Origin of the sequence: Mucilaginibacter jinjuensis (assembly GCF_028596025.1) — a bacterium.
Classification (GTDB): domain Bacteria; phylum Bacteroidota; class Bacteroidia; order Sphingobacteriales; family Sphingobacteriaceae; genus Mucilaginibacter; species Mucilaginibacter jinjuensis.
On record NZ_CP117167.1, the window covers coordinates 2,212,219 to 2,237,928 of the forward strand.

Below are 25,710 nucleotides of genomic sequence, written 5' to 3' on the forward strand. Positions count from 1 at the left end.
ACAATAGAAATCATGAAAAATACCGCAATAATATCAGGTGTGATAATGATGAGCAGCTTAATGTTTTCCTGTAAGGATAACACGGCTTTTACGGTCTCCGGAACTGTAAAAAATCCATCAAAAATTAAAGAAGTGTACCTGCTTCAGGCGGATAGTACAGCACAATTCCGGGTGGTAGATTCTGCCATCCTTAGCGGCAGCGGCGATTACAGGTTTAAACGAAGCGCAAAGTCTGTTAATCTTTATAAACTTAAAGCTGACACCACCCATTTTACCCTTGTTGCTCAAAACGGCGATGCAATTGAATTAGCAACTGATCTGGCCGACAGCCGGCACGACTATACTGTAAGTGGCTCAGATGCATCATCAAAAATTAAAACCTTTGATGAGTTTACAAAGGCCTATACGGAAAGAAATAACAAGGTTATTGCTGAATTTCAGCAACAGTCGCAAAAGGCCGGAGAGCAGCCTGATTCGCTGCTAAAGATTTTCATGCCGGCTTTTCAAAAGAACCTGGCTGATTATAGTAACGCCGTTTTAAAATTCATCGACGATAACAAAGGATCGCTTGCAGGTTTTTATGCATCGACAGCGTTGGACGCCGTTAAGTATGAACAGCAGCTTGTTGCTTATGCAGATCGCATAAAAAGAAACCCTGAATTAGCCAGAAATCCGGCTGTGCAAAGCTTTATCAAATTAATGGAAAAAGCTAAACCTCTTTCGGTGGGTCATCAAGCACCTGACTTTACAATCACAGGCGCAGACGGCAATCCGGTAAAACTGTCAGATTATAAAGGTAAATATGTAATGGTTGATTTTTGGGCTTCGTGGTGTGTTCCTTGCCGCCAGGAGAATCCGAACGTTTTAAAACAATATCAGAAATTTCATGCGAAAGGCTTTAATGTTTTAGGCGTATCACTTGACAAAGATAAATCAGCCTGGCAGAAGGCCGTCAGCGACGACCATCTGGAATGGACACAAGCATCAGACTTAAAAAGCTTTGAAGGTTCCACAGAACAATTGTATCAGATCCAGGCAATCCCTTCAAATTTCATTATTGACCCACAGGGGAAAATCGCTGCCAAGAATGTACGCGGCAATGACCTGGAAGCATTCCTGACAAAAGCTATTCACTAAATATTAATCCTTAAATATAATCGAAATGAAAAAGATCATTTGCTATATCCTGTTAACGGTCACAACTGCCTGCGCAGCGTTTGCCCGGTCACCAAAAGAATTGAGCCATCTGACTACCCCACCGCATTTAGACACCGCCACGCTTGCAACAGGTTGCTTCTGGTGCACAGAGGCGAAGTTTAAGGAACTGCGCGGCGTGGTTAAAGTAACCTCAGGCTTTGCCGGAGGACATACTGTAAACCCAACCTACGAACAGGTTTGTACCGGAACTACCGGACATGCAGAAGCCTGCAACATTGTTTACGACCCGAAACAGATCAGCTACGACGAACTGCTGCAGGTATTTTTTACAGATCACGACCCTACACAATTAAACAGGCAGGGTAATGATGTAGGTACGCAATACCGTTCGGCTATTTTTTATCATAATGCCACCCAAAAGCAAAAGGCAGAGTATTACATCAAAAAGATCAATGAAGAAAAGGCCTATCCAAAACCGGTGGTCACCCAGGTAGTACCGTTCACCGTTTTTTACAAGGCTGAAGGTTACCACCAGAATTATTTCAGCAAAAACGGAAGTGTTCCTTATTGCAAATATGTGATACAGCCCGAACTGGACAAATTCAGAAAAGCCTTCGCAGATAAATTAAAAACCTCAAAATAAACAAACCATGAAATCGATCATCTTTATAGCCGCCCTCATGCTGAGCATCACATCCGGCGCTTTCGCCCAACATTTAAAGTCTGCCAGCGGGCATGACAACAATCCTTATTATTCCAATACCGACACAAAAAAATTGAATGTTTCTGATGCCGAATGGAAAAAGATCCTGCCGCCGGCGCTTTATGCCACCGCTCGTGAGCAGGCTACCGAAAGACCGTTTACCGGTCAGTACTGGAACAAAAATGCCAAAGGAACTTATTACTGTGCCGTATGCGGAAACGAGCTTTTTAAATCTGACGCCAAGTTTTCCAGTACCTGCGGATGGCCGAGCTTTTTTGAACCGATAAGGAAAAACAGCGTGATCTACCGCGAAGATCATTCCGTTGGCATGGACCGTACTGAAGTGATCTGCGCGCGCTGCGGCTCACACTTAGGCCACATTTTCGACGATGGACCGGCACCGACCTACAAAAGATATTGTATGAACTCAATCTCGCTGGATTTTCAGCCCGACAAATAATTAATGTTTAAAATTTAAATCATAGAAAATGAAAAAGTTACTGTTTGTTTTAGCGGCCGTCCTGATAGGGACGAACGCTTTCAGTCAAATCGAAAAACCAGTTAAATGGTCCTTCGCGATAAAAAAAGAAAGCAAGGACGAGGCCGTTATCTTTCTTAAAGCGGATATCCAGAAAAGCTGGCACATTTATTCTCTGGATCAAAAAGACGGCGGCCCGATAAAAACCTCTTTTACTTTTTTGCCGGGAATAGCTTATTCACTGATTGGCACGCCAAGCCAGCCGCAGCCGCATACCAAATTTGAAAGCGCATTCAATATGAATGTATCATACTTTGAAAATTCGGTCATCTTTCAGCAAAGAATAAAGCTTAAAGCAGCTAAGAGCGTGCTTCACGGGAAATTGGAATACATGACCTGCAATAATCAAAAATGCCTGCCGCCGGATGATATTGACTTTTCAGTTAACCTATAATAGCCTAACAAATGTTTCTAGATACAGAACACGTAAAATGCCTGATCATAGGATCAGGCCCGGCAGGGTACACTGCTGCCATATATGCCGCACGCGCTGACTTAAAGCCCGTACTTTATACCGGTATCGTGGCCGGCGGTCAACTGACACAAACCACCGAAGTTGAAAATTATCCAGGTTATCCTGATGGTATTCAGGGCCCCGAAATGATGGAAAACTTCCGTAAACAGGCCGAGCGACTAGGGACGGATATCCGCTTTGGTTATATTACATCCGTTGATTTTTCCAGCCTGCCGCATAAAGTAGTAGTGGATGAAAGCAAAGTTATTACGGCGGATGCGGTGATTATTTCGACGGGTGCGTCAGCAAAATGGCTCGGTTTGGAATCTGAACAGAAATATAACGGCTTCGGCGTTTCGGCCTGCGCTGTTTGTGACGGATTTTTCTTTAAAGGCCAGGACGTGGCCATCGTAGGCACGGGAGATACGGCTGCAGAAGAAACTACCTATCTTGCTAAACTTTGCCGTAAAGTATACATGCTGGTAAGGCGGGACGAGTTCCGCGCTTCAAAAGCTATGGTAAACCGCATATTAAGTACGCCTAATATCGAGTTGCTGTACGACACGGAGACGAAAGAAATTTTAGGCGATGGCCTGAATGTTACCGGTGTCAAAGTCATCAATAACAAGACCTACGAAGAGCATCACCTCGATGTCACGGGATTTTTTGTTGCCATCGGACATCATCCGAATACTGATATTTTCAGAGGCTGGATTCACATGGACGAAGTTGGTTATATAAAAACGATGCCGGGATCGACTACGACAAATATTGAGGGCGTGTTTTGCTGCGGTGACGCCCAGGACCACATATACCGGCAGGCCGTTACAGCGGCCGGCAGCGGCTGCATGGCCGCCATCGATGCCGAACGCTACCTGGCTGCAAAGGAACATATCGTTACTGCCTAATCTCATTAAAACTTCGCTTTACACCTATAAAACGCTGAAATGCTGACTAACGAACAAAACCTCCATCCACATCAATGGGTTGACCTGCATGCCGATTATTTATATGCTTATGCGATTACCCGCATCGCAGACGAAGAGCAGGTACGCGATTTGGTACAGGAAACTTTTTTATCGGCGCTCGAACGGATTGATAAATTTGAAGGCAGAAGTTCTGAGAGAACCTGGCTCACGGCCATATTAAAGCATAAAATATATGACCTGTACCGAAAAAAATCAAGATCGGGTATTGCCGTAAACTTTTCGGCATCAGACGATGAAACCGAATTTTTCGATCCGAATTTGAATAACTGGAAAAAAGAGCACTGGCCTGAACCGTTTGGCGTCGAAGAAAATGACCCGTTGCACAACAAGGAGTTAAACCGCATTCTTGATTTATGCATGAAGAAACTGCCGCCTTTATGGCTGTCTGTTTTTACGATGAAACATATGGACGACGAAACCAAGGAAACGATATGCTCAGAGCTGAAAGTATCGGATGCTAATTTTTGGGTTATTATTCACCGCTCAAAAGTAAACCTGAGGGCCTGTCTTCAAAAATTCTGGAATTGAACGGACAGCGGTTGACTCATCGGTTAACCGCAGTTAAAATCTTTAAATGGAATAATCGAAAAACATTAAACCTTTTGTAAGGACATGGATGTTTAAGCGTCTAATTAAACAAACCGGATCATACGGGGTATTTTGTTATAATTAGTCTGCAATCTTAATAGAAAAAACATGAATTTTAAAGAAAAGAAAGTCCTGATCACTGGTGGTTCGAGCGGGATAGGTAAAGTAATTATCGCTGAATTAGTCTCGTTAGGCACAAAACATATTGCCGTTGTCGGTCGTGACCCGAAAAAATTTGAACAGCTAAGAATGGAGTTCACTGATATTTCCTTTCTATTTTTTGAGGGAAATGTTGCCGAGTTGGATATCATTAAGCAAATTTCTGCCGAAATTCAATCTAAGTGGGCGGGACTTGATATCCTTATCAATAATGCCGGTGTAGTAAGCGCCGGAAAACTCGAAGACATCAGCGATGAAGATATTATTGCCCAGCAGAATATCAATGTGACCGGTCTGATTCTTTTAACGAAATACTGCCTGCCATTATTAAAATTAAGCAGTGAGGCCGCTATCATCAATGTGTCTTCAGGTCTTGGGATCATTGGTCTTCCTTTTTATGCCCCTTACGCTGCCACAAAGGCTGCGGTAAGGCAGTTCTCAGAAGCGGTGCGTCGGGAATTACAGGACTACCCAATTCATGTGATGACGGTTTATCCAACTGCCACTGATACCCCAATGATGACAACAGCAAACACTTCCAATATGGACACTGCGGAAGCGGTAGCGAAAAGCACCATTGAAGGCCTTCAAAAAAAATCAATCGATGTTTTCAGGGGCGGTGAGCAGATGCTGAACAACCGTATCTTAAATTTTCAAAATCCCCTGGAGTATGATGAAAAGGTTAAAGGTATGTATGAAGCTATGTCTAAAAGAGCCTCACAACATAGGGCAATGTAAGTACAGCATTTTTTAATGAGTTGTTTTTGAGTTGAATGTTAAGCGCCTGCAGATTTCCGCAGGCGCTTTTTTAGGTTCAGCCAATTTAGCGCAAATACTTATCTACTTTGAAAGGGCACTCAATTCTTCCAAAGGCCAGGTTGCCGACATTTCTTCATTTATCTCCGATGCGAGCTTGCCGGTCATTAACTGACGAGAGCTCCTAAGGGTTATCGTAGGTTTTGCAGCAAGTGAGGTCGCGATTTTTAACGCTGAATCATACACGCCTTTTCCGTTAGCCAATTCTGTAATCACGCCATAGTCCAAAGCCTCACGGGCACTTAATTTTTTTCCTAGCAGCAGAAATTGTCTGGCACGGTTGACACCTAATAGCCGGGACCATACGGCAAAAATGCCATCACCGGGTGCAACACCGAATTGCAGGTGATTATCCTGGAACCAGGCATTTTCATCCGCAATAACAACATCGGCCAGCAAAGCCATTTCTGAACGCAATGGTGTAGGGCCATTCACCGCCGATATAACCGGAATCTGGACACCTACGGCGCTTTTCAGCATGCGTTTTGCCAGTGCAGATATTTTATACCATTGGGCAGGCTTAGACAAATCACCAAATGTTGTAAAATCCGCCTCTTTAATGAAGTAGCTGCCAGTTCCGGTTAAAAGCAGGACTTTGTTATCGAAATCTTTGTTTACTTCATCGAAAGCGTCAGCCAGTTCCTGATAGGCATCAAGGGTCAGAATAAACTCTTTTTGATTGGTGTGCAGTTTCATGATCACTACGCCCTCTGGTGTCCGGGTAAGATCAATCGTTTTATAAGTCTTGAAGTTTTTATCTGTTGAGGCCACAGCTATTCCCGGTACCAGGCTTGCAACTGCCATGCTTGCGGAAGCTTTAAGCGTTCCGGCAAGAAAGCTCCTGCGGTCAATTTCTTTGGTATTCATAGTTTTCTTATTTAGTGAATTTTTGCAGAAAATGTTCAATAATCGGGATCATCTCGCTGTGGTACTCTTCAATAGCAAAGTGCCCGCCGTCAAACTTGTAGACTGCCGCGTTTTTAAGATCTTTTTGATAGGCATCCGCGCCGGCAGGCACAAAAATCTGATCGTTTTTTCCCCAAAGTATCAGCGCAGGCGGTTGTTCTGTCTGCAGATAATTTTGCCATTCGGCATATAGCGGAAAGTTCGTGCCGTAATTGGCAAATAACGCAGCCTGAATTTCTTTAATTCCCTTACGCTCCATCAGTAATGAGTCAAACAGGAAAGAATCCGGATTAATTCTTTCAGGATGCGCCGCACCTTCCATATACATATTTTTAATTCCTTCTAAGGTCATCATACCCAGGGTCGCAGCTTCCAAACCTTTAGAATCGCCGGCACGCTCCAGTTCACCGATTGCCTGAACCATTGGACCAAGCCCTTCGAAATAGGCGTTAGCATTTTGAATAAGCAGCGTTTGAATTAACTCAGGACGGCGGGCAGCGATCCGGAATCCAACAGGACTGCCGTAATCCTGCATGAAGAGGCTGAATTTTTTTAAGTTTATCTGGTCGATAAAGCGCTCCATGGTAATGGATAACTGATCGAAAGAATAATCGTAATCAGCCAAACCCGGCGCGTCACTGTGTCCAAATCCAGGATAATCGGGCGCGATCACATGGTAAGATGCTGAAAGGGCTGTCAGCAGGTCCCTGTACATATGTGACGACGATGGAAATCCATGGAAAAATAAAATGGTAGGATTCGGTGGGTCTCCGGATTCCCTATAAAAAATATTTATCCCGTCCACGTTTTCGGAACGATATTTTACTTGATTTTTCATTTTAAAAGAGATTGAATTGTAATGCTCATTACAGTACTAATGAAATAAAGACCCGTTTCTTAACCGGTATTTGGCAGAAACGGGTCTCTTTATTAATTTAAAATTTCGAGGTCTGCAGTAATCAATTCCTTCATCACATCGTTATCGGGATACATTCTCCGCGTGATATTCAGGCCGTTCCAAAGCGTAATAAGCTGCCTGGCAAGAACCATCGACGGTGTCTTGCTTTTAAGCTGACCATTTGACCGAGCCCGCTCAATTGTTTCCGAGAATAGTTGTTCAACTTCCTTCAAAATCATGACGGCTTCTTTTTCCAGATGCTGGTCAAGCAAAGACATTTCAACAATGGTATTACCCATTAAACACCCTTTCAAATGCTCTTCGTGACTGGCAAGCGCCATATTCATAAAAAATTGCCTGATTACATTCAGAGGTTGATCGCTTCCATTTACCTTATTTTTAAATACAGTAAATGTTTTCCTGTGGAACTGTTTGACCGCTTTTTCAAAAACTTCCTTTTTGCCTTGTTTGTAACTATGGTAAAGACTGCCCTGACCAATACCCATTGCCTTTAACAAATCCTCTGCAGACGTAGCTGTCAGCCCGCGTCCCCAAAAAGCTGTTAAAGCTTTATCCAACACCTCTTCTTCATCGAATATCCTGGGTCTCATTTCAATAGGTTTTTCTTACAAAATAAGGAAATATTGCCATCATTTAGTACCCTACAGTGAACCTTGTTTTCAGATGTTTCGGTTCTTCGATCTCGTCCAACATAGCTACAGAGAAATCTTCGTAGGAAATCCAGCTTTTTCCATCAGCGCCAACTAACAGGTCATCTTTGCCCAGACGGAATTCACCTGTACGTTGTCCATCGGTAAATAACGCTGCCGGGCTCAGGAAAGTCCAGTCAAGATCGGTGACACCGCGGAGAATTTCCAGGAAACGAACGCCGCTTTTTGCCTCTTCAATAGCCCAGTCCGGAACATGACCTGAATCCAGAACAGTTACGCCGGGGCTGAACTGCAAACTTGAAGCGCCGCCTACGATCAGGTAACGTTTAACGCCTGATAAACGAACAGCCTCGATCAGTTTATTCGGTTCGGAACTCAAAAACTTAACGCTGGAAATCACTACGTCGTTTCCCTTCAGGGTTTCAGCCAGAGCCTGCGGGTCATCAACATTTCCCTGCACCTTTTTAAATTGGCTGGTTTCTTCGTCCGTTCCGATGTTTCTGGCAATCCCTGTCACCTCGTGGCCCCGGTTTACCGCTTCTGAAATAAGTCGCTGGCCGACATTGCCGGTAGCGCCGATAATTGCAATTTTCATAGTGATATAATTTAAATTTAAAACATTGTGTTCCCATTAGCCGCCTGTGCTGGGATAGGCTGCACTACATCCCAGTGTTCTACGATCTTGCCAAGATCAAGACGGAAAATATCGATAAATTCATTGCCTTTCGTCCCCGGAGTCAATATCTCATGTACATGAATAATGACGTAATTCCGTTCAGAGAACACCTGCGTGATTGTCCAGTGTGATTTTGGAAAATGGGTTTTAAGAAAGCAAGATAATTACTAAGCCCCTAAGGGCCGTCAGCAGCCTTCGGATTATGCTGGATGTAGGTTGCGCCTATATAATGCGAGGCATCTGCAAAGTCTTTTTTATTCAGCCCCGCTTCGAAAAAAGCAACGACATTTTTTTCATTGTCATTCTTAGGCACAACCTTTCTAACCTGGCTGTAAAGGCCGGTAATGGTGGCACTAAGAACGACCATCATCAATCCAATTTTTTTCATTTCAGTCTTTAAAACGGTCAAATGTATAGTTTTGTAATGAACATTACAAAACTATTTGAATTATTTATTTTTGCTTCATAATGCTTAGCAGGGCCTTAAAATTTGCTGATGTTACGTCGACAACAAATTTTCATTGCCCTATTCTTTTCCCAAAATAGTGATATCCAAATCCCTGCGTTTGTTAAAACCAAGTTTGTCATATAAGGCAATGGCCTTAGTATTTCCTTTAGCAACATGCAAAAAAGCAAAACTGCGGGCTTCACGGATTAACCGCGCCTGGTGTTTTATCAACCGGCTGGCATAACCTTTTCCAATATGTTCAGGATGACAGCATACGGCGCTGATCTCCGTATACGGATAGGGTTTTAAACGCTGCCCGGCCATCGCAATTAGGGTTTCACCTTCAAAGATGCCGTAGTAATTTCCGAAATCAATGGTCCGGCTGAGAAACGGCCCCGGCTGGGTAAGCCTGGTCAGTTCAAGCATGGCCGGTATATGTTCGTCGGTGAGCTTAATTAGATTAACGTCCTCTACCGGGGCAGGTACCGGCGCTTCGAAAAGCATTTGTACAACCCGTATCCGATTAACTTCCTTGAACGGATTTTTTGCGCTTAATGGGGATGTACTGAAAACAGCTATTGTTTCTCCAGGATTATGACTTTCATAAAGCTGATCTAAATTATTAGCCGAATTCGTCAGCATGCCAGCATACCTTGATACGGTTTTCATGAAATGTTTTGCTTTTTCAGCTCCTACAGCGAAATGCCGGTTGCCGGTGTTTAAAGCGTTCCAGGCTGGGTTATCCAGTATATATCTCATCGTAAAAAAGTTTAATTATGCTGTAATTTCCGCTCTGATCAGCTTGTTGTGGTCTGCGGATTGAACAAAAAAAGCCTTACTGTAGGTAAAGCTTTCTTTGTCAGATATTTCGGGGCATCAAAAAATTGGAAAGACTTTATTGTCCTGAGTTGGCCTCAAAATAAATTTAACCAGGCTGTGCATGACCAGCGTGAGCAGCATAGCAAGGGTACATCCGCCAACCACACCAATTGCCCTTTCGCCGGCCACTTCATAGAAGTGCTTTCCAGCGGGGGCTAATGAGATCAGGATCACACCAACAGTGGCCGACCGGCGTGCTGTTTTTAAGTTTAACAGTTCACAAAATGTTGCGGCTAGCACAACGCCCAATGCCATCATCAGTACATTCATTGGATGGATAATCGCAAGAATAAGTCCGACACCAGCTCCGACCAAATTAGCTTTAATACGGTTGAAAGCGAACTTGTTGGCCTCCTCGCGGTCCGGTGCCAATACCATAATCGTAGATATCAATACCCATGAACCCACTTCAGGACTTTGGTGAAATAAATAGAATCCAATAGCAACCCCGATAACACACTCTACCAGGTAAATTGCAAATAATAACTTTTTGCTCATCGTAATTTGAAAAAAATCAAACATCCAGGGGCTGATCAATTGGTATTAAAGGGTAACGGTAACACCAGGTTCCAAAAGTTTGAAGCGGTGTCCGATGCCTATGGCCTCGAACGATTGAACCAATTCCTTTTCGGATTCTGTATAATGCGACCAGCCTTCGAAGTGAAGCGGGATAATAACTGCATCGTTAAAAACAGAAGCGGTATCAAGGACATCATTCACACCCATAGTCAGGTTGAAAGGACCGCGGGCCTGTGCAGCTCCGGCAAATGCGAATACATAAGCCGGCTGGAACTTTTGCGCAATCTCTTTTACACCTTCATAATAAACAGTATCACCTGTCAGATAGATCTGGATATCTTTTGTCTCGATAATAAAACCGGTAACTTCGCCGGTGATGTGTTCTGTCCCGGCCGGGCCGTGACGTGCCGGTGTACCTGTAATGGTTACCTCGTCATTTAATTTAACCGCTTCAAACGGAGCAAGTCCAATCGCGTTACCGCCCAGGCGTTCTGCACCAACGTGGGTTGTCAGGGTCTTGGCAACAGTTTTTATAAACTCGCGTCCAGCATTGTCAAGATTATCTTTATGCTGGTCATGGCTTAACAAAACTGCGTCGATATGGCCGATTTCCAAAGTTGCAGGTCCGGCAGTTTTCCAGTAACCCGGTTTGTCGCCGATCATAAATGTTTCACCCTCGGGATCAAGCGTAGGGTCTGTCATCAGTCTTAATCCGCCGATCTCTATGATAACGGTTGGACCTCCCAAATAAATAACATTGAAATTTTTTTCCATGATCTTATTTCTTTAGTATTCTTTTAAGATTATTTTATAGTACCAATATATTCAAGGGCTTACGATCATGCTTATTTTCTTTGCAAAAACGCATTCGGTTTGCCCGCTACAAAATTACAGTTAAAGACAATTTCTGAAAACGATTTAAAATGATTGACTCAATCGTTAATCGTGATTGTAAATTACGTTCTTAGTATCATTAGTTCGGCAAAGGCGGACAAACGTAAATTCGTTCAAACATTGGCTACTTTTGTTCAAACTCCGGCATCATTTCCCGATCTACCTTTGATTCAAAATTAAAGGAAAATGTCAAAGACAATATTTATTACGGGAGCTTCAAGAGGATTCGGGAGAATCTGGGCAGAACAATTCTTAAAACGCGGTGATAAGGTAACGGCCACCGCCAGAAATATCAGTTCCCTAAAGGAACTCGCCGATCAGTACGGTGAAAATTTTCTGGCGCTTGAACTGGATGTAAACGACCGTGAGGCAGGTTTCGCGGCTGTGAAAACTTCGGTTGAAAAGTTTGGTACCATTGACGTTTTGATCAACAATGCAGGCTACGGCCTGTTTGGCACTGTTGAAGAGACGTCGGAAAAGGAAGCCCGAGAGCAGATTGAAACCAACTTTTTTGGTTTATTGTGGCTGAGCCAGGCCGTTCTGCCATTTATGCGCAAACAAAAAAGCGGTCATATTATCCAGGTTTCCAGTGTACTGGGCCAAGTTACATTACCGGTTATGGGATTATATAATGCCTCAAAATTTGCCGTTGAAGGCTTGAGCGAAACGCTTGCCAGCGAGGTAAAGGCATTTGGAATCAACGTAACTTTGGTTGAGCCTAACGGATTTAATACGGAATGGGCAGGTGCCTCAGCTGCGAATTCCCAGGTGATGCCGGAATATGAACAGGTAAGAGAAGGACTCGGCGCGTTGCTTGGAGACCGTCCGTTCGGCGATCCTGCTGCTACTTCTGAAGCCATCTTAAAACTGGCTGACAGCGAAAACCCGCCGTTAAGGCTGATCCTCGGCAGTGTTGCGTATCCATGGATACAAAAGGTTTACCAGGAACGTCTCGCTGAATGGGAAGAATGGAAAGAAGTTTCTTCTTCGGCACAGGGTAATTAACATTAATGAATCACAAATGACGGTCTGCGCCCCGCAAGGGCGTAGATTTGTTTTTTTTAATCCAATGAAACATTATAAATCTATTACGGAGATGCGGCGTGACAACGGCCTGGGTTCACCTGAGCACCCCTCCATTTGCCTGCACAGATGCACCAGCACCTGCCCTATGGGCGAGGGTGAGTTTACGACGGATTTCTATATTATCGGTTTTAAAAAGCTGCATAAAGGTCAGTTTTTGTATGGCCGTACCAAATACGATCACGACAACGGCTCGATGTCTTTTATAAAACCAGGTCAACTGGTGGAACTCAGGAACATTGAGGTGGAAGAAGACGGATTTTTTATCTTCATTCATGAGGATTATTTAAACGGGCACAGTCTGCGGGAAGAGATCGGCAGATATGGTTTTTTTGATTACGAAGCAAACGAGGCACTGCATCTTTCGCCACGTGAAGAAGGGTTTATCTGGAATCTTTACAACCTTATCGATGTGGAATATCAAAACAATCCTGATGAGTACAGCCGTAATATTATGCTGACCCATGTAGATTCCATTCTCAAATATGCCCAGCGTTTCTATAAAAGACAGTTTGTAAACCGGATCGATCTGTCAGGTAAAGTGATTTCAAAATTTGAACACCTGCTGAATGACTGGTTCGGGGAAGATTATTCCGGCAATAAAAAGCTGCCGACCGTGGCTGCTATGGCATCCCGGCTCAACTTGTCTTCCCGGTACCTGAGCGATCTTTTAAAACAGGAAACCGGGAAATCAGCTATAGAGCTGATTCATCTCTACCTGATCCGGGAAGCTAAGGACCGGCTGAAATCCAGAGAACAGAATATTTCTGAAATAGCTTTTGAATTGGGCTTTGACAGCCTTTCTTATTTTTCTCGCTTATTCAAAAAGGAAACCGGTTACAGTCCCAATCAGTTCAAGAAAATAGTTAATTAAATGAATGGGATGTCCTGATACAAAAACGGTGTGGACATGGTTAAACCAATGCTCCTGAGCTCTCCGAAGATGCCTTATAAAGATCAATAAATGCGTTAAATGCTCTTGACAGCGGCACCCCCGACCTGGTGACCAAAAGGGTGGTCATCGTACCCAGGTCCTTACTTAATGGGAACAGGTTAAGTTTCCGGGTGGAATAATATTCCTGAACAAGCTCCTCAGGGAGCATACTGATACCTAAGCCGGCTTCCACAAAATTGATGATCCCTTCCAGCGAATTAACGGTGATCCGCTTGTATTCGACAATTCCCTTACTGCTTAAAAACGATTCCAGCCTGGAGCGAAAGATACAGCCTAACTCAAATACAACGATTTTCAGCGGAACCGCACGTAGTGTATCTTCCAGTTTTTTATGTTTGGCCGGCGTCAGGATAGCAATCCTTTCGTTCTTCACCACGATCTGGCTCAATTCCGGGTTACTGATCGGCGCTGATACAAACGCTGCATCAAGCTTATAATTTAATACGTCATTGATCAGTTCCGTGCGCATGGCAGATTTGAATTCCAGGTCGACCTCCGGGTACTGTTCAGCAAACTGACTGATAATCCCCGGGGCTTTAAGCGCCATTGTCGTTTCTACACAGCCGATTTTAAGACTGCCTGAAATCTGCCCGCTTTTCGTCAGCTCTTTTTTGGCTTCGTCCATCAGGTGTCCGATCTGCTTTAAGTACTGGATTAGGATTTTTCCAGCCGCAGTCAGCTCCACCTTGCGCGCACTCCGGTCGAAAAGTTCAGCACCAAATTCTTCTTCCAGGCTCTTGATTCTTGCGGTGACATTGGACTGAACGGTAAATGTCGCTTCAGCGGCTCTCGTAAAGTTTCCGTGGGCCGCAACCGCTTCAAATATTTTAATATCGTTGGTATACATAATCACTAATGATGATAGTTGTAATTACTATAATCGTTTTTAATAATCAAATATGGGGATAATTTTTGTTTTGCACAAAAAATTAAAACGATGAAAAAATTATCACAAACATTCCTGGCACTGTGCATCGCACTAGGCGCGTTCGGTCAGCAGGCAATTGCGCAGACAGCGCAAGCAGTGCCGGAACAATACATTATCAAACAGTTGAGGCCAGAGGTCTCCATATCTTTTACCGCGAGGCCGGCCCCAAGGACGCTCCGATGATCCTCTTACTGCATGGTACATGCTAAGATAAGTAACGTCTCTTACTTCATCGTTTTCCATTTCCACGTTAACCTCATCCAACAAATTCTCTTCCAACTTTATCATCTCTTTGCTTACCTTGGAGTCCTGCATTTTTGCATAATGCTGGGTCTGCTTAATGTACGTATGGCCAAGCATCTTTGAGACCGTTTCAATGGGTACACCATTACTCAAGGTTACTGTGGTCGCGAAAGTATGCCTGGCAATATGAAATGTAAGGTTCTTGTTAATCCTGCAACCATCAGCAATTTCCTTCAGTAGGCTAGGCCAACAGCGCTTTGCCACCTCGCGGTGGTAAGTTCCCGTTAACCCGCCCCCGAACCGTACGTACATGTCTCCATGTATACGGCTCTCCATTGTCAACATAACTTTACTTGTCATAGCTTTGATGGATTAGTGCATCACAATCGTGACAGGCTGCAAGAGTTTTACGATGGCGTTTGATCATCATTGCATTCGATCTGGTGTCAGCTTTAAGCTGATTGATGTTGCGCACGTGATGCATCACGAGGTCTCCTATTACACCGCATAGTTCACACTTTCTCTCTTTGAGCCTTTCCACAAGTGTGGGGGCAGGAAGATACATGGTATTGGGCATGCTGTCATAACGATTGTCCTCGTAGATGTCTGTAAAACGTTTGCATCTGAAACCGCCATTATACCACACTCTTTGTTTCCCGTTGCCTTTGTTATCCCTGTAGGGGATAACCACATCCGTTCCGTCTTTATACTTCTCAAGTATTTGTCCGACGGTTCTTTTGTGCTTACGGCCGAGCGTTTTGAGCATGCTATATTTCATGAAGTAATTGAACTTCCATCCCCAATAGCCGATATTGTCTGCGATGGAATAGTAGTTGTAGAATCCCCGCAGCTCAAGATTGTACTGCGCCATGATATCTGCATCATGTCTATTCACCATATACTTGCGAGACGAGGGTTTAAGCGTTTGTTTCCTGTCTACCTGTGTGATAAACACAGCATCGTAGGATTGAAGTCGCTTAAGTACGGTTTCGTAAGTTACTTTTAAGACAATTGTTCCTGACCACGGGCGGCGCTGTAGTCCGCACCGAGTACGCGTGTGGTCCATAGACCGGCGTACATTGATTTCGTATCCAAGGAATTTTGCGGGTTCCTGTGCATTGGTAATCAAAGTTTTCTCTTCAGACATTTCCAATTCGAGTTTTTCACTCATGAAAGTCGTAATGTCCGCTTTGATTTTCTCACATTCATCCTTGCTGCCGACCATTCCGATGAGGAAGTCATCAGCATACCTTATGTACTTCAATCTTTTGAACGTGTCGTCCATGTCCCTTGTTGCTGGAATATCTAGCATTTGCTTACGCATTTCGCGAGTACAAGAACTATTGTTAAAATCTGTTAAAAAAATTCAAGAAGACTTGAACTTCAGATTAGCTTCAGATTCTGTTTGTAATATTGTTATTACGCATTTCGTTTAAGTACGAGATAATAATCCTATAAGAATGAGGTTACTAAGCATTATACTATTTACTCTGTTCGCTCCATCTGTTACCTGGCTGGGCGATTTTAACACTGCAAAAACTGAGGCAGGCAAAACACATAAATTAATACTCATCAATTTCTCAGGTTCCGACTGGTGTGGCCCATGCATCCGCTTAAGGAAAGAGATATTAGAATCGTCAAACTTCGAGGGATATGCGGCAGATCATTTGCTTCTGGTGCGCGCTGATTTCCCACGCCAAAAGAAAAATCAACCCAGTAAAGAACAAGTAAAACTTAACGAGGCACTGGCAGAAAAATATAATGCTGAAGGTAAATTTCCTTACACGTTACTGGTTGATGAAAATGGCAAGGTATTGAAAGCCTGGGACGGCTTTCCTGATGAAACACCAGATCAGTTTGTAACAGACGTTAAGAAATATGAAGCCCGCTGAAATACAAGTCGGTAACCTGGCTGCATACAAACGCGTGCTCAAACTTATGGGCAACCGTTTTGAGTTTACGGTGGTTGCAGACAATGAAAATTGGGCTAATAAACAGATTGATTCTGCCATTTCGGAGGTTCAACGAATAGAAAAACTGCTAACTACCTTTAGCGATGACAGTCAAACCAATGAGATAAACCGGAACGCAGGTATTAAGCCGGTTAAAGTTGATGAAGAAGTTTTTGGTTTAATAGCCCGCTCGATAAAAATATCTGAGTTAACACAAGGCGCTTTTGATATTACTTACGGTTCAATTGATAAAAGCCTTTGGAATTTCGACCAAGGTATGACTTCGTTGCCAAGTGCAGAAGTGGCTAAACAATCGGTGCGTTTAATCAACTATAAAAATGTAATTCTTGACGCCTCTAATAATACGGTTTTCCTGAAAGAAGCGGGGATGCGCATAGGTTTTGGTGGGATAGGCAAAGGTTATGCTGCCGATAAGGCAAAATTGCTATTACAGGCAAAAGGTGTTATAAGTGGCATTGTAAACGCAGCAGGTGATTTAGTGAGCTGGGGAACCCAGCCCAACGGCACACCCTGGACTGTTGCCATTGCTGATCCGGACCAAAGCACAGTGCCGTTTTCGAGATTAAACATCAGCGGTATGGCCATCGCAACATCGGGCAATTACGAAAAGTACGTAACCATCAATAGTAAAAAATACTCGCATACTATTGACCCAACTACAGGGTTACCCGTTAGCGACATAAAGAGTGTAAGCATCATCAGTCCAAGTGCCGAACTATCTGACGCTATGGCCACGCCTGTAATGGTAATGGGCGTAAGGGTAGGCCTTGATCTTATTAATCAGCTCAAGCACATGGCCTGCATTATTGTAGACGACAACAATAAAATTCATAGTTCACATAATATCAATATCAAAAATTAAGATGATACATAAAGCCCCTGTTCTAATCCTGTTAGTATGTTGCTGTATAATTTGCGGGTTAAGCTCCTGTAGCTCGGTTAAGGCCTATCAAAAAAACCGGATTAATGATTCGGAGATGGAATTGTCTGCGCGTAAATCTCAAAAATTTGAGCAGAGTTTTCAGCTTTACCGCGAAGGTGCTTCGGGTGCCAACGGTGGCAAAAGTGGTGGTGGTTGCGGTTGTAATTAATAAACGTCAAATACTAAATGAGAAAAATTTATTTAGGCGTTTTAATGCTATACATGGGCATATTATCATCCCATGCGCAAACGCAAACCGAAAAGCAAGCTGTTAAAGATACATCTAATTACCAGTCGCGTAAATTAAGCCTCGATGAGGTGAATTTCGTATCGGGTTATTATCACCAAAACGGTAATAACTCTGCGGTAACTGGAGGGATAGGTACAGAAAAGTTAACCGATTTCGCCAACACGCTTGATGTACAATTTTCGAAGTACGGTAAAAGCGGTAGAAAAAATACCTACCTTTTTGAATTAGGTGTAGATCATTATACCTCGGCATCGTCTGATAAGATTGATCCAAGCACTATCTCATCAGCATCAATGCAGGATACCCGTGTGTATCCATCCTTAAATTGGACAAGCTTAAACGAGAAAACCGGTAACTCATTCGGTTTTACAGGCTCATATTCTCACGAATTTGATTACCAATCGTTTGGCGCTGGTTTTAATTTGACCCGATTATCAAAAGATAAAAACACACAGTTCGATTTTAAAGCGCAGGCATTCCTGGATACCTGGAAGGTGATATTGCCGATAGAATTGCGAACGGGTTACAATCCTAACGCACAGCAAGAGCGTGAACATTGGGATTATCCGTCTGCACCGCGAAACTCGTTTAGTACATCTTTTTCATTATCTCAGGTTTTGAGCACGCGTTTGCAGGCTTTAATTGTTGTAGAACCATCGTATCAAAAAGGATTACTGGCTACCAGATACCAGCGTGATTATTTTACAGACGGATCTGAGCGCGCAGAGAACCTGCCAGGCGGTAGATATAAACTGCCAATTGGTTTACGGTTTAATTATTTCCTGGATGATCATTTTGTGATCCGTACTTTTTACCGTTACTACATGGATAACTGGGGTATAAGAGCCCATACAGCCGAGATAGAAGTGCCTGTTAAGTTCTCGTCGTTTGTATCAGTCAGCCCATATTATAGGTACAATTACCAAACAGGCACGCGGTATTTTGCACCCTATGGCCAGCACAATCCAACAGATACTTATTATACCAGCGATTATGATCTATCAACGCTGCACAGCAATTTCGTAGGTGCAAACCTTCGTTTAGCACCGCCAAAAGGCGTATTTGGCTGGCAGCGGTTCAACTCGTTGGAGTTAAGATACGGGCATTATATGCGCTCTACGGGATTAAACAGCAATATTGTAACTTTAGCAATGAAGTTTAAATAACCATGCATCACGAGCATCATGTAACCAGTTCAGAAACCATCAGGGATATTGTTATTGGTATGTCTGATGGTTTAACCGTACCATTTGCTTTGGCTGCTGGGCTAAGCGGGGCTATCAGTTCATCAACGCTGGTTGTTACGGCAGGCATTGCCGAAATAGTAGCAGGTTCCATAGCTATGGGTTTGGGCGGTTACCTTGCCGGCCGCACAGAGGCAGATCATTACCAGTCTGAATTAAAACGGGAGTATGATGAAGTAGAGCGTTTGCCCGAACAGGAAAAAGCCGAAGTAATGGAAGTGTTTGCTGAATTTGGTCTTTCTAAACCTCTGCAACAACAAATAGCCGATGAAATGGCTAAGGACAAAAAGAAATGGGTAGACTTTATGATGCGCTATGAGTTAGGGCTCGAAGAACCTAATGCCAATAGGGCAACTAAAAGTGCGATAACTATCGGTGTTTCTTATATCGTTGGCGGCATTATTCCGCTTTCTCCTTACATCATTATTAATCATGCGCAGCAGGCCTTGTATTATTCCTGTGGGGTTACCCTCATCTGCCTGTTTATCTTTGGTTATTTTAAGAGTAAAATGACGGGTCAGCCCGCGTTAAGCGGTGCTTTAAAGGTTGTTATTATTGGCGCGCTGGCAGCTGGTGCCGCCTTCCTGATGGCTAAACTGATAACAGGAAAATGATTATTATTGGCTCCCGCCATTAATCATATCAGACACAATACCTTTGCTTTCTTTTCTTTCTGCCAAAAATACACCTGCCAAATGCACGGCAATAAAAGCCAGAATCAAATACATACAAAACCCGTGTATGCTTTTAACGGTATGCCTTATTGATTTAAAAGCAGCCAGGGCATCCTCAAAAGCTAAGAATAAACCGGTTACAACCATAATAAACAATAGCAGATAAAACACACTGTAAATAGCTTTTACGGTAAGCTCATGCCTGGCAGCTTCCCGGTTTTTCTTAATGGTTTGAAATTGATGCCATGTGCTTTTTAACTTCCTGATAAACTTCTGATCTGCCAGTTGAAAAAGCTCCAGTATTAACCTAAAGAACAACAATGCTGCTAAAGCGTAGCCAAAGTAGATATGTGCATCCCAGGTTTTATCGCTTAACGCATGTGCGACAGTTTTAGCTTGCTCTGCCGTAACCGTAGCACCAGCCTTTGTAAATGCATCCTGCATAAAAGAGGATGTGTTATGGTCGTCAGTTAATGTTGAATTTATTAATACAGTTATTAGCGAACCGCTGATAACAATTGTATTAGCCCAATGCCACAAACGCAGCGGTGCTGAATATTTTTTTACTTGTGCGGGATGTTGTACATCCTTGCGAATAGGTTCTATAGTGCTCATATCATTAAGTTCCTGCTTTGCCTAAAAATATCCCCAATACAAATACAATCCCTCCGCCAACTATTACCTGCAAAATGGTTGATACTAACGGCGTTTTCATAAACCGGTAACGGATAAAAGCAATGGCCAATAATTCGAAAATTACTACGGCATAAGCCAAATGCAGCGCATGTTGAAGGTTACCTATCAAAAAAGGAAGCGTATGCAACATGCCACCAAGTGCAGTTGCAAATGCGGTAATACTACCTCTAACAACCGGGCTGCCGCGGCCGGTTACGGTACCATCGTCAGATAATGCTTCGGCAAGCCCCATGCTGATACCCGCGCCAAGTGAAGCCGCCAATCCTACATAGAAGGCTTTGATAGGTTGCCCGGTTAGCCCGGCCGTCGCAAATATGGGTGCCAGCGTAGATACTGAGCCATCCATCAGGCCAAGCAGACCTGGCTGGACTTTTTGTATTACAAATGTAGCAGCGTTTTTTTTATTCATGAAGCAGATTTGGGTTTAAAGTAACGACCGAATTTGAAGCAAATCTGTAGTAAATAAATACAAGCTTCAGACTTACTCCAATATTAAAATTTATATTCATCGAGAAGCAATTTGAGAAGGGCTATTTGTGATATATTGCTTAAATAAATGGTAACGATAATCGGATGTTAAAAATAGTATTTCTTGAATACCAAACCTTTGTAAAACGCAGATTGGATTTTGACTTGGGAACCGATGATAAAAATCTGCGTTATTGGCAAAATCAATTGTTTTTAAACTTCCTTATTTATTGCACACCCATTAGTCTGGTGGCATTAACGCCAGGAATTTTCATGGCAGCGCGTGAAGGGCTTCCCGTAATAATTGCAATCGACTTATTTTGTTTTTTTTTATTGCTTTTCTTTACATTTTCAAAAAGGATGTCTATACGAACCCGTAAGGTAGGTGTCATTAGCATTTTCTATATTTTGTCTATTTTCTTGATTAATATTTTGGGGTATTTAGGGCCGGGTGTTTTTTATTTGTTCTTTATTAGTGTTCTTGCCTCGCTTATATTCCCGATCCGCCATGCTTATTTATTAACGTTTATCAACGCGATTTTGCTTGCTTTTTTTGCTTTGGTAATAAGTCAGCGACTTTTTGGTTCTGCTTTAATCCAGGAGTATACGCCGGTTAAATGGATTGCTTTTAGCACCAATTTAATTTTTGCCAGTATTTTAATCGTTTTGCTTATCGATAAAATTTTTCAAGGCCTTCAGTCTACTATTTTGACGAAAACTCATTTAGAGGAACAATACAAAAGCATCTTTTACAAAAGTCCTTTACCTATGTGGCTTTTTGATACTGATACGCTAAGGTTTTTGGATGTAAATGAGGCAGCAGTTAGGCACTATGGCTACGCCAAAGAAGAATTTTTATCTATGACCATAAGAGATATCAGGCCCGCGAAAGAGGTGCCCGAGATTGAAGATATCGTTAAAAAAAACAAGATTTCAGGAAAATATTATGATGGTAATTCGATGCATATCAAAAAAGATAAAAGCGCTATTTATGTAAAAATAGAAAGCAACTTATTGAATTTTGAAGGCTACGAGGCCCGAATTGTGTTAGCGACAGATATTACCAAACAGGTAGAATATCAGCTTGAGGTATTTGACGCCAATAAACGGGTGGAGGAATCTGAGATGAATTTAAAAGCCATTTTTGAAAGCACGCTCGATGGTTTTGTACTGATAGATAAGGCTGGAAAGATTATAACTTTTAATCCGCGAGCCGAGTACTCTATCCGTTTCAATAAGAGGCAAAATGCTTTTAAAGCAGGCAAGAGCATTTTTGATTACATCGAAGTGTCCAGGCTTCCTTATTTTCATCAAATTATGCACAAAGTACATTCAGGTGAAACCGTAGAATATGATCGCAAATATCTAACCAGTCCTAAAAAAGTCTCCTGGATAAGATATACGGTTACACCCGTAAGAAAGGATAATATAATTATTGGTGCGTGTATTACAGGTCGGGATATTACCGAACGGAAACTATATTTAAAATCTTTGGAAGATCAGAATAAAGTGTTCAGAGAAATTTCGTGGGTGCAATCGCACATGGTAAGAGGGCCGTTGGCGCGTATTATGGGACTCATCCCGTTATTGAAATCCTCAAAAGACGAAAATGAAAGGATACAGGTTCTGGAATATCTTGACATATCTACACAAGAATTAGATAACAAAATCAAAGAAATTAACGATAAATCAAATTATATTACAGAAAAGTACCCCGAAAATTAAATGGCAATAAATAGTAACTTCAGATTTACTCCAATATCAAAATTTATATTTGATTAAAAAGCCAGTTGAAGATTCTGATTATTGAAGACGAGCAAGGTTTGCGTGATAATATTGTTTCTTATCTAAATGAAGATGGCAATATTTGCGAAAGCTGCAATGATTTAGCGGGGGCCATATCTAAACTGGCAAGCTATACTTATGACTGTGTTTTGCTTGATATCGGTTTGCCCGACGGCGAAGGGTTTGCGGTTTTAAATTTCCTGAAAAAACAGATGAAAGATGAGTTGGTGCTGATTATATCTGCCCGCAACTCTTTAGATGATAAGGTTAAAGGATTAAATACCGGGGCTGATGATTACCTGACCAAGCCATTTCATTTAGCCGAACTTAAAGCCAGGGTTGAGGCCATTTTTCGCCGTAAGGCAGCTAATAGTAACAACAGGCTAATTTTTAACGAAATTGTAATTGACCTGCTTGGCCGGGGTGTTGAGATTAATAATGAGCCCATTATATTAACCCGAAAAGAGTATGATATGCTGCTATATTTTATTGCCAATAAAGGAAAGGTAATATCGAAGAATGCAATTGCTGAGCATCTATGGGGCGATGAAATGGATATGCATGATAACTTTGATTTTATTTATACCCACATTAAAAATTTACGTAAAAAGTTGTTGGATGCATCGGCTAATGATTATCTGAAATCTGTATATGGCATTGGTTATAAATTTAGTGCGGTATGAAATTATCGGCCCATTACAATAAAGCAAGTATTATTGTATCTGTAATCGTATTATTGGTGGGGGCGGTTATCTATTTTTTTGCTATCAATTTTATTGCGCAAAATCAGCTCGACCGCGATTTGGATGAAGAAATAGAAGAGCTTTTCGAATATATAAACACAAATCATCAGTTACCGAAAGCAGATTTTAACGGAGATCAGACCACTTTTTTAAAAGTTAATCACGGGATAAATACACGGTTTTTCGATGCCCTATATCAAAACCCCAGGGAACAAAAATCAGAAAATGGACGTGCCGCAGAAGGATCAGTTGTTCTGAATGGGGTAACCTACAAATTCACCATCGTTATATCAAGGGAGAGTACAGAGTACCTGATCCAAATAATTGCCATCATCACGCTCGTATTAATGGCTTGTTTGGTGCTAATTTTGTTTTTAACCAACAGGTATGTGTTAAATGGGTTATGGCAGCCATTTTACAGGCTGTTAAATCAGCTAAAAGACTTTAATGTATCCGAAAATTCGGAACACCAATTATTGACTACCAGGGTAGATGAATTTAATGAGCTGGATCAGGCGATAGAAATAATGTCGTTAAGGGTGAAAGATGATTTTCAAAATCTGAAAGCGTTTACCGAAAATGCTTCGCATGAGATGATGACCCCATTGGCCGTGATCACATCTAAGTTAGATACCTTAATTCAGGATGAAACACTGAAGCCAGAACAATTTGAGCAAATCAATGATATTTATGGTGCTACCAGTAAGCTTTCGAGGCTTAATCATTCGCTTCTGTTATTGGTTAAAATCGAAAATAACCTGATAGACGATACAGAAGTTATAGATCTGACAAAGCTGTTAAGGGATAAGCTCAGACAATTTCAGGAGCTCACCCAAACTAAGGAATTAAATGTGATTGCAAACTTGATATCACGCAAGGTTATAGTAAGCAAGTACCTGGTCGATATTTTGTTCAATAATCTAATTAGCAATGCTATCAGGCACAATAACAATAAAGGCGTGTTAATAGTAACCTTGTTTGAAGATGTATTACTGATCCAAAATACCGGAAGCCCCAATGCACTTAACGCTGAGCGGATATTCGATAGGTTTCAAAAGGGTAAAAAATCAGAAGGCACCGGCCTTGGCTTAACAATAGTAAAAAATATTTGTAAAATGTATGGCTGGGAGGTGGCGTATTCTTATCACGAATCCATGCATACCTTTGAAATTGTCTTTGAACCGTCAACTGTTTTATAGCTTCAGATTGTCCTCAAAATCGTCCTTTATCATTGCCGCTAAACAATAGGCATTGATTAATGAAGAGATTATTTTTTCTGCTGATTCTTCTTTCAACCACAATTAAACTAAGGGCACAAGACAATTACGAAATACAGGTATATGGCTCTGAAACTGTGGAGAAAGGGCGAACAATGATTGAACTCCACAGCAATTATACCGCTAATGGGAGTATAACAGGTTCTAATGGTGAATTGCCGGATAATCATGTAGTACACGAAACCATTGAAATTACCCACGGCTGGACACCGTGGTTCGAAACCGGTTTTTATTTATTTAACTCCATAGGTAACGACGGGCGCACAGCCTATGTTGGTTCGCATATCAGGCCAAGGGTAGCAGCCCCTTTAAGTTGGAACTGGCCATTTGGAGTAAGTATCTCTACAGAATTTGGATTTCAGAAGAAACAATTCTCTGCCAATACAACTACATTAGAGATCAGGCCAATTATTGATAAGAAATGGAATAAGCTATATATATCTGTTAATCCAACACTGGAGAAAAGTTTTGTTGGGCCAGATGCTAACCGGGGAATGATTTTCTCGCCCAATGTTAAGAGTAGCTACGATATTACAAAAGCTGTTGCTCTGGGGTTAGAATATTACGGTAGCACCGGGCCATTTTTTCATTATTACCCTTATCAACAGGAAGAGCAACAATTGTTTATTGCCACAGACCTGAATGTAAGTCCTGACTGGGAATTTAACGGAGGTATTGGTTCCGGGTTTACAGATAGTACAGATAAGCTGATATTTAAGATTATTATAGGCCGACGGTTTTAACCATCAGCACATTTAGAAAACATTCTATAGTTAACAAGGTAATTTAAATTATGCTCAGCCACTCAAGGTCACATCAATCTGCTTCATTGCGCCTTACCAAAAGTCAGCAACAGTATAATGAAATTAGCGACCTGATCATTCAGTTAATGGGTGATTATCCCGATTATACAGATGCGGAAACGCTTTGGTTAGAAATGAAAGAGAAAGGCTTAGGTATAAGTATTAGTACTTTTTATAGCAGGCTGAGACTTTTTATGGAAAACGGTATCATAGAAAAGCAAATCCTTAAATACAATAGAAACGCGTATCGGATGGTTAGGAAATGATGCAGGAGATTGTACCGCTTTTATTATTAATTAATCTATAACCTCTGTATCTTTACGGGAATGCTGAAACGATCTGTCAGTGGGTTTTTAGCTTGCTTATTTTT

31 protein-coding genes and 1 pseudogene are annotated in these 25,710 nt (G+C 42.1%); 19 read left to right on the forward strand and 13 right to left on the reverse strand.

The window, feature by feature from the left end:
* Positions 1-12 precede the first annotated feature (12 nt).
* The 7 genes from PQO05_RS10055 (at position 13) to PQO05_RS10085 (ending at position 5,327) form a co-directional block, all read left to right on the forward strand.
* The gene (locus PQO05_RS10055) at positions 13-1,137 is read left to right on the forward strand and encodes a TlpA disulfide reductase family protein (RefSeq protein ID WP_273632668.1); all 1,125 of its coding nucleotides are present in this window, start codon (positions 13-15) and stop codon (positions 1,135-1,137) included.
* Between the two features lie 25 nt (positions 1,138-1,162).
* Positions 1,163-1,801 carry a peptide-methionine (S)-S-oxide reductase MsrA gene (gene msrA, locus PQO05_RS10060; protein WP_273632670.1) on the forward strand — a complete coding sequence of 213 codons (639 nt, stop codon included), beginning with the start codon at positions 1,163-1,165 and terminating at the stop codon, positions 1,799-1,801.
* Between the two features lie 7 nt (positions 1,802-1,808).
* Positions 1,809-2,321 (forward strand): peptide-methionine (R)-S-oxide reductase MsrB, encoded by a 513-nt coding sequence (msrB, locus tag PQO05_RS10065; RefSeq protein ID WP_273632671.1) that lies wholly within the window; start codon positions 1,809-1,811, stop codon positions 2,319-2,321.
* A gap of 28 nt (positions 2,322-2,349) precedes the next feature.
* Positions 2,350-2,793 (forward strand): protein-disulfide reductase DsbD domain-containing protein, encoded by a 444-nt coding sequence (locus PQO05_RS10070; RefSeq protein WP_273632673.1) that lies wholly within the window; start codon positions 2,350-2,352, stop codon positions 2,791-2,793.
* Between the two features lie 11 nt (positions 2,794-2,804).
* Positions 2,805-3,761, forward strand: a complete 957-nt coding sequence (gene trxB, locus PQO05_RS10075; RefSeq protein WP_273632675.1) for a thioredoxin-disulfide reductase — start codon at positions 2,805-2,807, stop codon at positions 3,759-3,761.
* Between the two features lie 39 nt (positions 3,762-3,800).
* The gene (locus PQO05_RS10080; RefSeq protein ID WP_273632677.1) at positions 3,801-4,370 is read left to right on the forward strand and encodes a sigma-70 family RNA polymerase sigma factor; all 570 of its coding nucleotides are present in this window, start codon (positions 3,801-3,803) and stop codon (positions 4,368-4,370) included.
* A 168-nt stretch (positions 4,371-4,538) separates the two neighbouring features.
* Positions 4,539-5,327, forward strand: a complete 789-nt coding sequence (locus PQO05_RS10085) for an SDR family NAD(P)-dependent oxidoreductase (protein WP_273632679.1) — start codon at positions 4,539-4,541, stop codon at positions 5,325-5,327.
* Positions 5,328-5,429: 102 nt separating this feature from the next.
* Here the strand turns inward: PQO05_RS10085 and PQO05_RS10090 are convergent, their stop codons facing one another.
* The 8 genes from PQO05_RS10090 to PQO05_RS10125 form a co-directional block, all read right to left on the reverse strand.
* Positions 5,430-6,272: an enoyl-CoA hydratase/isomerase family protein gene (locus PQO05_RS10090; RefSeq protein ID WP_273632681.1), complete on the reverse strand. Its 843-nt coding sequence runs from the start codon at positions 6,270-6,272 to the stop codon at positions 5,430-5,432.
* A gap of 7 nt (positions 6,273-6,279) precedes the next feature.
* The gene (locus PQO05_RS10095; RefSeq protein ID WP_273632683.1) at positions 6,280-7,149 is read right to left on the reverse strand and encodes an alpha/beta fold hydrolase; all 870 of its coding nucleotides are present in this window, start codon (positions 7,147-7,149) and stop codon (positions 6,280-6,282) included.
* Between the two features lie 92 nt (positions 7,150-7,241).
* Positions 7,242-7,820 carry a TetR/AcrR family transcriptional regulator gene (locus PQO05_RS10100; protein ID WP_273632686.1) on the reverse strand — a complete coding sequence of 193 codons (579 nt, stop codon included), beginning with the start codon at positions 7,818-7,820 and terminating at the stop codon, positions 7,242-7,244.
* Between the two features lie 43 nt (positions 7,821-7,863).
* Positions 7,864-8,475: an NAD(P)-dependent oxidoreductase gene (locus tag PQO05_RS10105; protein ID WP_273632688.1), complete on the reverse strand. Its 612-nt coding sequence runs from the start codon at positions 8,473-8,475 to the stop codon at positions 7,864-7,866.
* 256 nt (positions 8,476-8,731) lie between these two features.
* Entirely contained in the window at positions 8,732-8,944 is a 213-nt protein-coding gene (locus tag PQO05_RS10110) for a hypothetical protein (protein ID WP_273632689.1), read from the reverse strand.
* Positions 8,945-9,082: 138 nt separating this feature from the next.
* On the reverse strand, positions 9,083-9,763 hold the full coding sequence (locus tag PQO05_RS10115) for a GNAT family N-acetyltransferase (RefSeq protein WP_273632691.1): 681 nt from the start codon (positions 9,761-9,763) through the stop codon (positions 9,083-9,085).
* Positions 9,764-9,880: 117 nt separating this feature from the next.
* Positions 9,881-10,405 (reverse strand): FUSC family protein, encoded by a 525-nt coding sequence (locus tag PQO05_RS10120; RefSeq protein ID WP_273632693.1) that lies wholly within the window; start codon positions 10,403-10,405, stop codon positions 9,881-9,883.
* 21 nt (positions 10,406-10,426) lie between these two features.
* Positions 10,427-11,176 (reverse strand): MBL fold metallo-hydrolase, encoded by a 750-nt coding sequence (locus PQO05_RS10125; protein WP_273632694.1) that lies wholly within the window; start codon positions 11,174-11,176, stop codon positions 10,427-10,429.
* Between the two features lie 306 nt (positions 11,177-11,482).
* Here PQO05_RS10125 and PQO05_RS10130 point away from each other — a divergent pair, with 306 nt between their 5' ends.
* Complete coding sequence (locus PQO05_RS10130; RefSeq protein WP_273632696.1) at positions 11,483-12,301, forward strand: SDR family NAD(P)-dependent oxidoreductase; 819 nt, start codon at positions 11,483-11,485, stop codon at positions 12,299-12,301.
* A 64-nt stretch (positions 12,302-12,365) separates the two neighbouring features.
* Complete coding sequence (locus PQO05_RS10135; protein WP_273632699.1) at positions 12,366-13,253, forward strand: helix-turn-helix domain-containing protein; 888 nt, start codon at positions 12,366-12,368, stop codon at positions 13,251-13,253.
* Positions 13,254-13,293: 40 nt separating this feature from the next.
* On the opposite strand, the gene PQO05_RS10140 is transcribed toward PQO05_RS10135, so the two are convergent.
* From PQO05_RS10140 to PQO05_RS10150, 3 genes and pseudogenes are all read right to left on the reverse strand, one after another.
* Positions 13,294-14,181 (reverse strand): LysR family transcriptional regulator, encoded by an 888-nt coding sequence (locus PQO05_RS10140; protein WP_273632701.1) that lies wholly within the window; start codon positions 14,179-14,181, stop codon positions 13,294-13,296.
* 345 nt (positions 14,182-14,526) lie between these two features.
* Positions 14,527-14,742, reverse strand: a pseudogene (locus PQO05_RS10145) (tyrosine-type recombinase/integrase); the annotation flags it as partial.
* 112 nt (positions 14,743-14,854) lie between these two features.
* A complete protein-coding gene (locus PQO05_RS10150; RefSeq protein WP_273632703.1) occupies positions 14,855-15,829 on the reverse strand; it encodes a group II intron reverse transcriptase/maturase in 975 nt (324 codons plus the stop codon).
* A gap of 136 nt (positions 15,830-15,965) precedes the next feature.
* On the opposite strand from PQO05_RS10150, the gene PQO05_RS10155 reads away from it, so the two are divergent.
* The 5 genes from PQO05_RS10155 (at position 15,966) to PQO05_RS10175 (ending at position 19,508) form a co-directional block, all read left to right on the forward strand.
* Positions 15,966-16,397 (forward strand): thioredoxin family protein, encoded by a 432-nt coding sequence (locus PQO05_RS10155; protein WP_273632705.1) that lies wholly within the window; start codon positions 15,966-15,968, stop codon positions 16,395-16,397.
* Positions 16,384-17,340, forward strand: a complete 957-nt coding sequence (locus PQO05_RS10160) for an FAD:protein FMN transferase (RefSeq protein WP_273632707.1) — start codon at positions 16,384-16,386, stop codon at positions 17,338-17,340. Before PQO05_RS10155 ends, PQO05_RS10160 begins: the two co-directional genes overlap by 14 nt.
* A gap of 115 nt (positions 17,341-17,455) precedes the next feature.
* Positions 17,456-17,569: a DUF4266 domain-containing protein gene (locus tag PQO05_RS10165; RefSeq protein WP_273632709.1), complete on the forward strand. Its 114-nt coding sequence runs from the start codon at positions 17,456-17,458 to the stop codon at positions 17,567-17,569.
* Positions 17,570-17,586: 17 nt separating this feature from the next.
* Entirely contained in the window at positions 17,587-18,816 is a 1,230-nt protein-coding gene (locus tag PQO05_RS10170; RefSeq protein WP_273632711.1) for a DUF3570 domain-containing protein, read from the forward strand.
* A gap of 2 nt (positions 18,817-18,818) precedes the next feature.
* Positions 18,819-19,508, forward strand: a complete 690-nt coding sequence (locus PQO05_RS10175; RefSeq protein WP_273632713.1) for a VIT1/CCC1 transporter family protein — start codon at positions 18,819-18,821, stop codon at positions 19,506-19,508.
* Between the two features lie 3 nt (positions 19,509-19,511).
* Here PQO05_RS10175 and PQO05_RS10180 read toward each other — a convergent pair whose 3' ends face one another.
* A complete protein-coding gene (locus PQO05_RS10180) occupies positions 19,512-20,183 on the reverse strand; it encodes a cytochrome b/b6 domain-containing protein (RefSeq protein ID WP_273632715.1) in 672 nt (223 codons plus the stop codon).
* 4 nt (positions 20,184-20,187) lie between these two features.
* Entirely contained in the window at positions 20,188-20,673 is a 486-nt protein-coding gene (locus PQO05_RS10185) for a VIT1/CCC1 transporter family protein (RefSeq protein WP_273632717.1), read from the reverse strand.
* A 164-nt stretch (positions 20,674-20,837) separates the two neighbouring features.
* Between PQO05_RS10185 and PQO05_RS10190 the strand changes: the two genes are divergently transcribed.
* From PQO05_RS10190 to PQO05_RS10210, 5 genes are all read left to right on the forward strand, one after another.
* Positions 20,838-22,457 carry a PAS domain S-box protein gene (locus PQO05_RS10190; protein ID WP_273632719.1) on the forward strand — a complete coding sequence of 540 codons (1,620 nt, stop codon included), beginning with the start codon at positions 20,838-20,840 and terminating at the stop codon, positions 22,455-22,457.
* A gap of 65 nt (positions 22,458-22,522) precedes the next feature.
* Positions 22,523-23,200 carry a response regulator transcription factor gene (locus PQO05_RS10195; RefSeq protein WP_273632721.1) on the forward strand — a complete coding sequence of 226 codons (678 nt, stop codon included), beginning with the start codon at positions 22,523-22,525 and terminating at the stop codon, positions 23,198-23,200.
* On the forward strand, positions 23,197-24,459 hold the full coding sequence (locus tag PQO05_RS10200; RefSeq protein WP_273632723.1) for a sensor histidine kinase: 1,263 nt from the start codon (positions 23,197-23,199) through the stop codon (positions 24,457-24,459). Before PQO05_RS10195 ends, PQO05_RS10200 begins: the two co-directional genes overlap by 4 nt.
* A 59-nt stretch (positions 24,460-24,518) precedes the next feature.
* Complete coding sequence (locus PQO05_RS10205; protein WP_273632724.1) at positions 24,519-25,280, forward strand: hypothetical protein; 762 nt, start codon at positions 24,519-24,521, stop codon at positions 25,278-25,280.
* 50 nt (positions 25,281-25,330) lie between these two features.
* A complete protein-coding gene (locus tag PQO05_RS10210; RefSeq protein ID WP_273632727.1) occupies positions 25,331-25,606 on the forward strand; it encodes a transcriptional repressor in 276 nt (91 codons plus the stop codon).
* Positions 25,607-25,710: the final 104 nt, after the last annotated feature.